9 protein-coding genes are annotated in these 11642 nt (G+C 63.3%); 8 read left to right on the top strand and 1 reads right to left on the bottom strand.

Annotated features, from left to right (window positions below):
• Positions 1 to 59: 59 nt before the first annotated feature.
• Positions 60 to 647, top strand: coding sequence for a hypothetical protein (locus DNK06_RS16840; RefSeq protein ID WP_131181150.1), 588 nt, complete (start codon positions 60 to 62; stop codon positions 645 to 647).
• Between the two features lie 457 nt (positions 648 to 1104).
• Here DNK06_RS16840 and DNK06_RS16835 read toward each other — a convergent pair whose 3' ends face one another.
• A complete protein-coding gene (locus DNK06_RS16835; RefSeq protein WP_131181149.1) occupies positions 1105 to 3864 on the bottom strand; it encodes an ATP-binding protein in 2760 nt (919 codons plus the stop codon).
• A 134-nt stretch (positions 3865 to 3998) separates the two neighbouring features.
• On the opposite strand from DNK06_RS16835, the gene DNK06_RS16830 reads away from it, so the two are divergent.
• The 7 genes from DNK06_RS16830 to DNK06_RS16800 all read left to right on the top strand — a co-directional run bounded on the left by DNK06_RS16830 (position 3999) and on the right by DNK06_RS16800 (position 11503).
• Entirely contained in the window at positions 3999 to 4706 is a 708-nt protein-coding gene (locus tag DNK06_RS16830; RefSeq protein WP_131181148.1) for a response regulator transcription factor, read from the top strand.
• A gap of 1 nt (position 4707) precedes the next feature.
• Positions 4708 to 6063, top strand: a complete 1356-nt coding sequence (locus DNK06_RS16825) for a sensor histidine kinase (RefSeq protein ID WP_131181147.1) — start codon at positions 4708 to 4710, stop codon at positions 6061 to 6063.
• 97 nt (positions 6064 to 6160) lie between these two features.
• Positions 6161 to 8257, top strand: coding sequence for a TonB-dependent receptor domain-containing protein (locus DNK06_RS16820; protein ID WP_131181146.1), 2097 nt, complete (start codon positions 6161 to 6163; stop codon positions 8255 to 8257).
• Positions 8258 to 8343: 86 nt separating this feature from the next.
• Complete coding sequence (locus tag DNK06_RS16815) at positions 8344 to 9303, top strand: alpha/beta hydrolase (protein WP_242674685.1); 960 nt, start codon at positions 8344 to 8346, stop codon at positions 9301 to 9303.
• A complete protein-coding gene (locus DNK06_RS16810) occupies positions 9293 to 9589 on the top strand; it encodes an iron transporter (RefSeq protein WP_131181145.1) in 297 nt (98 codons plus the stop codon). The genes DNK06_RS16815 and DNK06_RS16810 overlap by 11 nt, the downstream gene beginning before the upstream one ends.
• Positions 9590 to 9593: 4 nt before the next feature.
• A complete protein-coding gene (locus tag DNK06_RS16805; RefSeq protein ID WP_131181144.1) occupies positions 9594 to 11180 on the top strand; it encodes a PepSY-associated TM helix domain-containing protein in 1587 nt (528 codons plus the stop codon).
• The gene (locus tag DNK06_RS16800; protein WP_242674686.1) at positions 11177 to 11503 is read left to right on the top strand and encodes a DUF3325 domain-containing protein; all 327 of its coding nucleotides are present in this window, start codon (positions 11177 to 11179) and stop codon (positions 11501 to 11503) included. The genes DNK06_RS16805 and DNK06_RS16800 overlap by 4 nt, the downstream gene beginning before the upstream one ends.
• Positions 11504 to 11642 lie beyond the last annotated feature (139 nt).

The following is an 11642-nucleotide window of genomic DNA, read 5'->3' as shown; positions in this document are numbered from 1 at the left end:
TTCGAGAGGCGGCCCGATGCCGGGTCGGGTCGCCGCTCGTTTCCGTCAGGATCGTGAACATGACCTGCACCCGCTGTTTTCTCCTGCTGTTCTGCTCGGCTGCATTGGTCGGCCTGGTACTCGGTGACGGCACGGCAGGCAGACCCGAAACCTCCAGCAGCACTGACAGAGCAATGCAGTTGCTGCGTCTGCATGATGGCACCAGTACCTTCACCATCCTGGTAGCGGCCAACGCCGATCTGTACAACCTGCCGCAAGGTTTACGACGTGTTGTCGTTCGCATCGAGGATGACGTGTTCTCCAGTGAGTCGTCCCTGGAGGCGAGTGACGGAACGCTCGTACTCGTGCCGCAGTTTCAGGTTATCGATGGTCGTCCGATGCCGATGGATCTGCCTGCATGGCACGGCGAACAGGCCTGGACTGGCGGTGAGCTTTCCAGCGAAGGGGCGGTTGGCCTTTCCGCGTTCGCGGTTCTTGATGGTTTGCTGGGCTACCTCAAGCGCAGTAGCCATTTTTCGGAGCTGCAGGAGATGGTGTTCGTTGGCCACGGCATGGCGGCCGAACTGGTCGAGCGGCATGGCATGCGTCCGCCGATAACCGCCTCTTTTCGCATCAGGCACATGCGGGCACAGGTTGTCAGACATTAGGGCTGTTCCCTTTGCAGCCCGGCCCTTCGGGTTGCGCGAGAAATCTCGCCATGCGTTGTTGGAGGACTAGGCAAGGGAAAGCGCGGACGGCTAGTCCATTCCCTGCGTCCTCCACCTAGCGGATCGCCGCCCGGCCGGCGAGATTTCTCGCGGCAACGCGGTTCGCGTTGAAACGTCAACAGACCCTAGTGTAGCGTCACACATCAAATGTCGTATCCGATCGATTGGGCTGAGTGGTCGCTCAAAGGCGGGAGCGGACGCTCACCCCGTAGGGTGGATGACGCTCTTTTCATCCACCAGCCCGTAGGATGGGTGAAACCCATCAATTTCCGATGGGTTTCACCCATCCTACGACCGTCCGCTTACGCCACATGGCTGCCATCCCACATTACGATACCCCGTTCGCCGCCTTGGTCACATCGACCACCCTGGCCGACATATGACCGTTGTCGCGACACTAGCCCATCGTGTGTGCCGGGCCACTGCGTGCCAGCTGATCCAGGCGCTCTATCGCCTGTTCGAGTTCATCGAGCCCGCTGCTGTGGAGTGGCTGATCCTGCTTGAGCTGAGTCTCGCTGTGCTGGCAAGCGGCGCGCAGTTGCGGCACGCCACAGTAGCGGGTAGCGCCATGCAGGCGGTGGATGCGCTCGATCAGGGCATTGCGGTCGCCATCGGCGCGCGCCTGGCGGACTGCCTGGAGGTCACTGGGCAACCCGGCCAGCAGCATGCTCAGCATGTCGGCGGCCAGGTCGGCCTTGCCGGCTGCCAGACGCAGGCCTTCCTCGTTATCCAGTACGGCGGTGGGCAGTTCTGTGCTGGCCGGGTGATCCTGATTGGCGCCTTGCAGCGCCAGACCTGTCCATTTGAGTACGACTTGGGCCAGCTGCCGTTCGCTGATCGGTTTGGTCAGGTAGTCGTCCATGCCGCTCTGCAGCAAGGTACGTTTTTCGTTGGCCAGGGCGTGGGCGGTCAGGGCGACGATGGGCATTGGTGTGCGGGCGCTGTCGTGTTCCCACTGGCGGATGGCTTCGGTGGTCTGCCGGCCATCCATACCCGGCATTTGCACATCCATGAACACCAGATCGAAATCCTGCTCCCGGGTGATCGCCAGGGCGTCGAAGCCGCTGCTGGCGATCGTGACCTGGGCACCCATGCTGTCGAGCAGGGTTTGCACCAGCAGCAGGTTGGCGGCATTGTCGTCAACGCACAGGATGGCCGGCGAGCGCGTTGTACTGTGTCGCACCTGCTGGCGTATCTGCTTTGGAACGATCAGCTCGGTCAGTGTGCGTTGCAGCTTGCGCGTGCAGGCGGGCTTGGCCTGCAGCTGGCTATGCCAGTCGGGCACGCAGTCCTGGTATTGCGCTTGCTCGGTGGTCGGGCAGAGCACCACGGTTTTGCAGCCCAGGTGTTCGAGATCCCAGATGCGCTTGCCGAGTTGCTCTGGTGGTAGATGGCTGGCCGTTACACCGAGCACGGCGCAGTTGAATGGCTGCGCAGAACGACTGGCCGTGCTGGCGGCTTCGCACAATGCGTTCAGGTCGCTGAATACGCTGACCTGCAGTCCGCAGTCTTCCAGCTGATGCTGCAGCGCCTGGCAGGCCAGTTCATGGGCTTCGAGAATCGCGGCCCGACGCCCCGAGAGCGCGCGGGGCTGATCTTCAGCATCGCTGCGGGCCTTGGGCAGGCTCAGGCTGACCCAGAATTCGGAGCCTTCGCCCGGCGTGCTGTCCACGCCGATTTCGCCGCCCATCTGCTCGATCAGGCGCTTGGAAATTACCAGGCCAAGGCCGGTGCCGCCGGCCTGGCGGGACATCGAATTGTCGGCCTGGCTGAATGCCTGGAACAGTGCGCGCAGGTCTTCTTCGGCCAGGCCGATGCCGGTGTCGCGAACGCTGATGCGCAACTGGGCGCGATCCGCCGTCTCTTCCTCGAGCATGGCGCGGATGACGATGCTGCCTTCGCGGGTGAACTTGATCGCATTGCTGACCAGGTTGGTGAGCACCTGCTTGAGACGCAGCGGGTCGCCAGACAGCGACACCGGCGTATCGCGGTAGACCAGCGAGAGCAGCTCCAGCTGCTTTTCATGGGCAGAGGGCGCAAGGATGGTCAGGGTGTCCTGAAGTACGTCACGCAGGTTGAACGGAATGTTCTCCAGCACCAGCTTGCCGGCCTCGATCTTGGAGAAGTCGAGTACCTCGTTGATGATGCCCAGCAGACTGTCGGCGGATTTTTCGATGGTGCCCAGGTAATCCTGCTGGCGCGGGCTCAGCTCGCTTTTCTGCAGCAGGTTGGTGAACCCGAGAATGCCGTTGAGCGGGGTGCGAATCTCGTGGCTCATGTTGGCCAGGAACTCCGACTTGATGCGGCTCGCTTCCAGGGCTTCCTTGCGGGCGAAATCCAGTTCGATGTTCTGGATCTCGATGGTCTCCAGATTCTGCCGCAGATCCTCGGTGACCTGGTCGATGCTGTGCTGCATTTCTTCCTGGGCGTTCTGCAATGACTCGGCCATGCGGTTGATGCCCGAGGCGAGTTCGTCCAGCTCATGGCTGCCCAGCGGTGGCAGACGGGTTTCCAGGTGGCCGTCCTTGAGCAGGGCGACACCGTGCTTGATGCGCAGCAGCGGGTCGTTGATGCTGCGGCTCATGCGCAAGGCCAGCAACCCGGTGATGATCAACCCGGTCACCACCAATAGCAGGCTGGTCAGCAAACTGCGGTAGCCGCTGAGCAGCGTGTTGTGGTGCGACAGCTCCAGCTCCACCCAGCCGATCGGGCCGGTGCCCGAGCTGAACTGTTCTTCTTCGCTCAAGGTCAGGTGCTGGGCCATTACCGGCAGCAGAAAACGGGTCGCGTCCTGGCTGCTGTGCTGGGCGACATCCACGGTGTCGCTGTCGACGGTCGGCCGCTCGTTGAGCATGCTTGGACCGGCATGAGCAAGGCGGTCGTTCTGCATGGCGAGAAAACTCACTGCGCGTACATCCGGCTGTTCCAGAGCTTCGGTGGCGATGCGCTGCAGCAGCGACTTGTTACCGTGCAGCAGGGCAGGCGCCGCCAGGGGGGCCAGTTGCTCGGCGATCATGTGGCCACGCTGCAACAGTTGCGCCTGCAGCCCGGAGAGTTGCATCCAGATGAAGTAGCCACCCAGTACCAGCGCCAGCAGGCTGGTAGGCAGCAGGGTAAGCATCAGTACCCGGCCCTTGATGCCGATATCCTTGAACACGCGACGTCCCCTTTCAACGATGCCAGGCAGTGTAGCGATTCCGCTGCGCAGACGCTTGTCTGGCGTTTGGCTGCTTACCGGACATGCCACTAATAGGTAGAATCGTTCACATTTGCTTTCAGAGTCCGCTTGTTATGTCGTCCCCAGCCAACAGCGCCATTCGTATTCTTGCGGTCGAAGACGACCCGGCTCTCGCGTCCCATCTGCATGCCCATCTGCAGGGTTGTGGTTTCGACGTCACCGTCAGCCGCGATGGCAGTGAAGGGCTACGCCTGGCTCAGGAACAGGATTTCGACCTGATTCTGATGGACATCCTGCTGCCCGGCAGCAATGGCCTGGATGTATTGCAGCGTCTGCGTGAGCGACGCCATGTACCGGTGATCCTGATGTCTGCGCTGGGCGCCGAGCAGGATCGCATCGCCGGGTTCAGCAAGGGCGCCGATGATTACCTGCCCAAGCCGTTCAGCCTCGGTGAACTCAGTGTGCGTATCGAGGCGATCCTGCGTCGCGTGGCGTACGAGCGGCGTGAGCAACCACCCTTGCAGGAGGGTACGTTGACCTTTGACGAAGATCGTTCCGACGTCTGTCATGACGGCCACTGGGCCTTGCTGACACCTACCGAGTACCGCCTGCTGGAAACCTTTTCCCGGCATGCCGAAGAGGTGCTGAGCAAGGCCTTCCTCTATCAGCACGTGTTGCACCGTGGTTATGCCCAGCATGATCGCAGCCTGGACATGCACGTCAGCAACGTGCGCCGCAAACTGAAGAATATCGCTTACGCCAGCACGCGCCTGGAGTCGGTCTGGGGCAAAGGCTACGTACTCACCGGCCGGGAATCCTGAGATGCCGGGCCGGCATTCGCTGTTCTGGAAGCTGGTCGTCGGGCTGGCGCTGTTCTGCCTGCTGATCGTCAGCCTGCACGTGGATCTGGACAAGCGTGTTTACGACTCGATGTCCACCTTGTCCGAATCCGGCCGGCGCGCGCTCACCGAGTTCGCCCGGGAGGCTGAGGTCGCCTGGAAGGAGCGAGGCACGGCGGGGCTGGATGATTTCCTTCTGCAACTGCGTGAACGCGAGCAGGTCTGGGCCGTGGTGGTCAACGACCATCACCAGTCGCTGTCTTCCCAGCCCCTGACCGCAGCGGAGGGGCTGCGCCTGGATTTCGTGCGCAGCCTCGACTGGAAAGTCGGGCGGCCAGGTGGGCGGCCGACCTTCTATGTGCCATTCAGCGACAGCCACATTCGCCTGGTGATGGAGCTGCCACCGCGGCTGGATCCGCGTTACTACAAGCCGGTTTGGGAGTTTTTCCTGCAGAAGGTGCTGCCGGCTTCACTCGCCTTTTTGCTTGGGGTTCTGCTGTACCGCCTGTTCATCGCACCCCTGGTGATTCTGCGTCGCCAGGCCAACGCCCTGAGCGCAGGAGACCTGAGCGCCCGTGTCGGGCCCCCCGTGGCTGCGCGCAAGGATGAGCTCGGCGAACTGGGGCGCGCTTTCGACCATATGGCCGAACGTTTGCAGGGTACCGTTGCCTACCAGCGGCGCCTGCTGCGCGACCTGTCCCACGAACTGCGCACCCCGCTGAGCCGCCTGCGAGTCGCCGCTGACGGGGAAAGCGATCCGCAAGCGTTGTGCCAGCGCCTGGATCGGGAAATCACCATCATGCAGCGCCTGGTGGAAAACTCCCTGGAGCTGGCCTGGCTGGATTCCGAGCGCCCGCAGTTCGCCCGCGAACCGATCCGCCTGGTGCAGCTCTGGGACATGCTGGTCGAGGACGCCTGTTTCGAGACGGGCTGGTCGAGCGACCAGTTGCTGTTCCAGGTGGATGAAAGCTGCCTGGTCGCCGCCAACCTGACCAGCCTCGCCCAGGCCCTGGAGAACCTGCTGCGCAACGCCATCCGCCATTCACCAGCCGACGGCAGCGTACGTTTGCTGGGAGAGCTGGAAGGGGAGAACTGGCACCTTCGCCTGGTCGATGACGGGCCGGGCATCGATGCCCGCTACCTGGAGACCATCTTCGAACCCTTCGCGCGTCTGGACAGTGCTCGCCCCGGCGATGGCGGTTTTGGTCTCGGCTTGAGCATAGCCCGTAGCGCCATCGCCTTGCAGGGCGGCCGTCTGTGGGCGCAAAGCCCGCCCGGGAGCGGTCTGCAAATGCATCTGCTGCTACCGGCCGCCGTGCTGCAGGAACAAAGTGTATAGAATGTAAATGAAATTTACTCTCATTTGAGTATGCATATCATCTTCGTCGGCAGTCTGCCCCCGCCATGCCAACACGACACGATAATGAGAGTGCGCCATGACTTCGAAAAGGTTTTCCATGAACCCGATCAGTGCTGCCCTGCTGGTTCTGGGTAGTGCTTCCCTGCACACCGTTGCACAGGCCGCTACTGACACCGATCCCCTCGAGCTGGACAGCGTCAGGGTGGTCAGTGCTGCCGGCTTCGAGCAGAACATTGCCGATGCGCCGGCCAGTATTTCCGTGGTGTCCCGCGAAGAGCTGGAGAAGCAGTCCTACACCAGCGTGATCGATGCGGTAAAAAACATTCCGGGTGTCTACGTGACCGGTGGTGGTAACTCACAGGACATCAGCATCCGCGGCATGACCAGCGACTACACCCTGGTGCTGGTGGATGGCCGTCCGGTTTCTGCCGGTCGCGCGGTTCAAACCAATGGTACCAGTGCCGGCAAGCAGCAGGTTTCCCTGCCGCCCCTGGCCATGATCGAGCGGATCGAGGTCATTCGCGGCCCCATGTCATCCCTGTATGGTTCCGAGGCCATGGGCGGTGTGATCAATATCATCACGCGCCGAGCCACGGATGAATGGCACGGCACCGTTCGTACCGAATACACCTCATCTCTGAATGACATCAGCAACGACGAAGCGCATACCGAAATCTATGCAGGCGGTGCGCTGATCCCCGGTCTTTTGAGCCTGCAGGTCAACGGCGCCTACACCGGCGTCGACGAAAGCGATTTCGTTGGTGGCAGCGAAAGCTCGGAAAGTAATCCCGAAACCAAACGCAAGAATGCCGGCCTGGAGTTCAGCCTGACCCCGACCGAGAGCGATCGCATCTCGCTGGGTTATCGCGACACGACTCAGGAAACCACGCATACCGCGGGCAAAAGCACGCCAGTGACGGCGACCGCTCCCGCAGGCACGGCATCGACCAGCCGCTTCGACAAGGAAATATGGACGCTGTCGCACGATGGCAACTATGGCGACCTGCTGATCAACAGCTATCTGCAGCGCGATTACTCCGAGCGGGTGCAGGATCTTCCCATGGAAGAAACGATCAACCTGTTCAACACGCAAGGCACCTACTTCTGGGGCTCGCACACCGTTACCTTCGGTGGCCAGTACAAGGAGGAGGAGTTCGTGAACGGACAGAACGTCCTGTTCAACGACAACATCCCAGGCGGGGTGAGGAAGGCGGATCGCTGGATCGCGGCAGTATTCACCGAGGTGGATTGGGCGATTACCGACGATCTGTCGGTGACCACCGGCCTGCGCTACAACGATGACGAGTTCTTCGGGGCGCATCTGTCGCCGCGGATTTACGGCGTTTACCAGTTGATGCCGACCCTCACCCTCAAGGGCGGTGTGTCCACCGGTTACCGGCAGCCGACCCTGAGCCAATCCACGGAGGGCTTCGGTGGGCGTACAGGGGGCGGTGGCTCGCCGAACGTGAGCACCACCGGCCAACCCCTGCCACGCGCCTTGAGCATCGGCAACGCCGATCTCGATCCGGAAACCAGCACCAACTACGAGGTGGGCTTCGTCTACAACGATCCATCTGTCGGCCTGGGAGCCAGCCTGATGGTCTTCCACACCATCTTCAAGGACAAGCTCGCGGAAGATCGTTACTGCACCAGCACTGGTGCCGCGAACAATAACGACGTGGCCAATTACAGCTGTGTCTTTGGCGGCAACACCTTCTACTTCCTCAGCACGACCAAGAACATCGACGAGGCCGTGATGCAGGGGGTCGAGCTGACGCTGGATTACGATTTCACATCGGACCTGCAACTGAGCACCAGCTACACCTTCACCGAATCCGAGCAGAAAACCGGGGAGTTCAAGGGCGAGCCACTGAACAAGCAGCCCCGGCACATGTTCAATGCCAACCTGGACTGGGCGGCGAGCAACCGGCTCAACCTCTGGACCCAGTACAACTACCGCAGCCGTACCTCCGACTACCTGAGCCGCACCAGCATGAGCGATAGTACGCCGGGTTATGGCTTCGTCGACGTGGGGGCGGTGTACAAGCTGACCGAGAGCGTGGATGTCAAGGCCGGCCTGTACAACGTGACCAACAAGGAAGTCACCAACTCCGACTACGACGTGGTTCTGGACGGTCGCCGCCTGAATGTGGGGCTGACGATCGACTTCTGAGTGATGGACGCACTGTGCTGCAAGGAAACCGCGGGCAGGGCCTGCGGTTTCTGCGTATACCTTCGCAATCGTCCTGGGTGGGCATCATGCTTCGTTCCCTGTGTTGCCTCTGTCTGATGGCGCTGCTGTGCGCCGGCCCGGCGTTTGCCCGGCCCGACCTTTCCGAGCCGCTGGAGCCGACCGTGGCCGACCGCGGTTCGGCCTTCTACCGTTTCGAAACCCTGGAGATGGCCTCCCTGGACGGCCAGCGCCAGTACCGTATCTGGATCGCCACGCCGAAACGCGCGGCGCCGGCTAGCGGATATCCGGTGATTTACCTGCTCGACGGCAATGCCGCCCTGGGCGCCCTGGAGGAACAGCAACTGGCGGATCTGGATGAGCGTGGGCCGCCGCTGCTGGTCTTCGTCGGCTATGCCACCGAGCTGCGTTTCGATGTCACCGCCCGTGCCTACGACTACACGCCGCCGCTACCGGGTGGAAAGCCGGTGATCGATGACCTCGCCCGTGAACGCCGGGGCGGCGGGGCGGAGCTGTTCCTCGATCTGTTGCAGCAGAAGATCAAGCCGCAGGTCGAGGCGCGCGCTCCCATCGACCCGCAGCGACAGAGCCTGTGGGGGCATTCCTATGGCGGCTTGCTGGCGCTGCACTGCCTGTTCACCCGACCACAAGCGTTTCAGAACTATATCGTCGCCGATCCGTCGATCTGGTGGCAGGACGGTTTCATCCTCGACGAAGAGAAAGCCTTCAGCGCGCCGGCCGAAGCTGTACGGCTGGTGCTGCTGAGAGGCCTGGGCGAACGTCCGCGCGCCAAGGACGATGCAGCGACCGCCGCCAGGCGCAAGGCCGTCGCCGCCGTGCCGGAAGATGCGGCTGCGCGCATGGCCGAGCGGCTGGCGGCCTATCCCGGCATGCAGGTGAGCTATCGCGAGTTCGCCGATCTCAGTCATGGCCCGATGTTGCCGGTCTCGCTCTTCGAGGCCCTGCGCAGCGCTGCGGGCGCCGTACCGAACGATAACGATAACAAGGATACCGCCGATGGCCGCTAGAAAATCTTCCGCTCCCACGGGGGCATGGCGAGCCGTGGTGCTGCGCATTCTCGCGGCGGTTCTCGGCGGCTATGCCGTGGCCTACGCCTTCAACGCTGCGTTGGCCCGGCTGTTGCCGCTGGCCAAGGTCGATGCGCTGATCGTCGCCAGCCTGCTGTCGTTCGCCATCTATACCCTGGCCATCCTCTGGGCCTTCGGCGCGGCCAGTGCCTGGCGCGCCTGGGCGGGCATGGGCGTGGCGCTGCCGTTGGCGGCTATCGGCTTTTGGCCATGGGCTGGAGCCTGAACGGATGAAAGCGCAGACCCTTACCCAATCGATGGCCTGGCTGCACACCTGGGCCGGGCTGATCTTCGGCTGGCTGCTGTTCGCCATTTTCCTCACCGGAACCCTGGCGGTGTTCGACAAGGAAATCGGCTACTGGATGCAGCCCGAGCGGCGTGCCGCCGGGGTCGATCAGGCGCAGGCGGCGCAAGTCGCGTTGGCCTACCTGGGCGAGACGGCGCCGCAGGCGCGAACCTGGAACATCGGCCTGCCCAGTGAGCGTTCGCCGGGCCTGCAGGTATCCAGTGGCGAGGGGCGACGGGGTGGCGGACAGGTGCTCGACCCGCTTACCGGCGAAACCTTGCAGCCGCGCGAGACGGCGGGGGGCAACTTCTTCTTCCGCTTCCACTTCACCCTCAACATGCCGCGCAACCTGGGGATCTGGGTGGTCGGGCTGGCGGCCATGGCGATGTTGGCGACCCTCGTCAGCGGCATCGTCATCCACAAGAAGTTCTTCAAGGAGTTCTTCACCTTCCGCCCGGCCAAGGGCGCCCGCTCCTGGCTCGATGCGCACAACGCCAGTGCCGTGCTGGTGCTGCCCTTCCACCTGATGATCACCTACACCGGCCTGGCGATCTTCTACCTCGTCTATATGCCGGCCGGGGTACAGGCGCTCTACCAGGACGACCGCCAGGCGCTGTTCGCCGATATGGGCTTCCAGCAGCGTGGCGAGGCCAGGGGCGAAGGGCGTGGCCGGGGCGAGGGCGGCGCCGAGCGTGCTCCGGTGACTGCCGTGCCGATGCTGCCCATCGGGCACTTCATCGCCGCGGGCGAGGCTCATTACGGCAAGGGCGCGCTGGGTTCGCTGAGTATCAGCAATCCTGGCCGAGCCGATGCCCAGGTGGCGGTCAGCCCGGTGCTGGGCAATCGTATCGAGCTGACCAAGGGCGAACGCATGCTGTTCAATGGCGTGACCGGCGAGTTGATACAGGCGCCACCCCCTTCGCGTGCCAGCGTGCTGACCCAGCGGGTCATGGCCGGCCTGCATTTCGCCCAGTTCGGCGGCTACCCGATGCGCTGGCTGTATTTCCTCTGCGGGCTGGCCAGTTGCGCGATGATCGCCACCGGGCTGGTGCTGTTCACCGTCAAGCGCCGGCGTCGGCAGCAGGAACTGAGCCCGGCGACCTACCGGTTGATCGAGGCGCTGAATGTATCCTGTGTGGCGGGTCTGGGCCTGGCTTGCGTGGCCCTGCTGTGGGCCAATCGCCTGGTACCGGCCGAGCTGATCGGTCGTGCCGATTGGGAGGTGCGGGTGTTCTTCGCCGTATGGCTGCTGAGCTTGCCCCATGCATTGTGGCGAGCGCCGCTACAGGCCTGGCGTGAGCAACTGATCGCGGCGGCGCTGTTGTGCGCCGCCCTGCCGCTGCTGGATGCGTTCGGCGCTTCGCCCTGGCTGGATCTGCTGGCCGGCGATGGCATGCGTTTCTGGCTCGACCTCGCGGTGCTCGGCCTGGGCGCGGCCCTGGCCGGTTGCGCCTGGCGCGTGTCGCGTTCGGCTGGCGAGAGCCGGCAGAGGGGGCTGGAAACCCCGCGCGTGGCGCAGGTGAACGGATGATCATGCTCGCCCTGGCGCTGACCCTGAACTATAGCGGCATGGCGCTGCTGTGCCTGGGCCTGGCCCGTCATTACAAACAGATCGGGGCCAAGGCGCCGCCGGCACATTTGCTGCGCGCCTTGCGCATCGGCGGATGGCTGGCGCTGGCGCTCGGTTTCTGCGCCAGCGCGCAGGCCTGGGGCTGGGCGATGGGATCGGTGGCCTGGTGCGGCCTGGCCTCGCTGGGCGGCCTGCTGGTCGCCTTGCTGCTGCCGTACCGACCGCGTCTGGCGCTGAACCTGGCGGGGCTGCCCGTGCCGCTGAGCTTGGCGCTGCTGCTGTAATCGCAGTGTCCGGTAACAAATGACGAGCGTGCAGCCCTGATGGGGAACATGCGAAAATCCGCTTTTGTCGTGACAGGGCCACTCAGCCCGTGGGCGATGGGGCGGAGCTGATTGCGCCGGCTTGTTGGCCGGCATTTGC

This window comes from Phytopseudomonas daroniae (assembly GCF_004327285.1).
GTDB classification, from domain to species: Bacteria; Pseudomonadota; Gammaproteobacteria; order Pseudomonadales; family Pseudomonadaceae; genus Aquipseudomonas; species Aquipseudomonas daroniae.
This window is presented reverse-complemented; position numbering and strand designations above follow the sequence as displayed.

What these genes read in the sequence shown, in the direction of transcription:
- DNK06_RS16840 (WP_131181150.1), top strand. Translation starts at nt 60, where the DNA reads ATGACCTGCACCCGCTGTTTTCTCCTGCTGTTCTGCTCGGCTGCATTG.
- DNK06_RS16830 (WP_131181148.1), top strand. Translation starts at nt 3,999, where the DNA reads ATGTCGTCCCCAGCCAACAGCGCCATTCGTATTCTTGCGGTCGAAGAC.
- DNK06_RS16825 (WP_131181147.1), top strand. Translation starts at nt 4,708, where the DNA reads ATGCCGGGCCGGCATTCGCTGTTCTGGAAGCTGGTCGTCGGGCTGGCG.
- DNK06_RS16820 (WP_131181146.1), top strand. Translation starts at nt 6,161, where the DNA reads ATGACTTCGAAAAGGTTTTCCATGAACCCGATCAGTGCTGCCCTGCTG.
- DNK06_RS16815 (WP_242674685.1), top strand. Translation starts at nt 8,344, where the DNA reads ATGCTTCGTTCCCTGTGTTGCCTCTGTCTGATGGCGCTGCTGTGCGCC.
- DNK06_RS16810 (WP_131181145.1), top strand. Translation starts at nt 9,293, where the DNA reads ATGGCCGCTAGAAAATCTTCCGCTCCCACGGGGGCATGGCGAGCCGTG.
- DNK06_RS16805 (WP_131181144.1), top strand. Translation starts at nt 9,594, where the DNA reads ATGAAAGCGCAGACCCTTACCCAATCGATGGCCTGGCTGCACACCTGG.
- DNK06_RS16800 (WP_242674686.1), top strand. Translation starts at nt 11,177, where the DNA reads ATGATCATGCTCGCCCTGGCGCTGACCCTGAACTATAGCGGCATGGCG.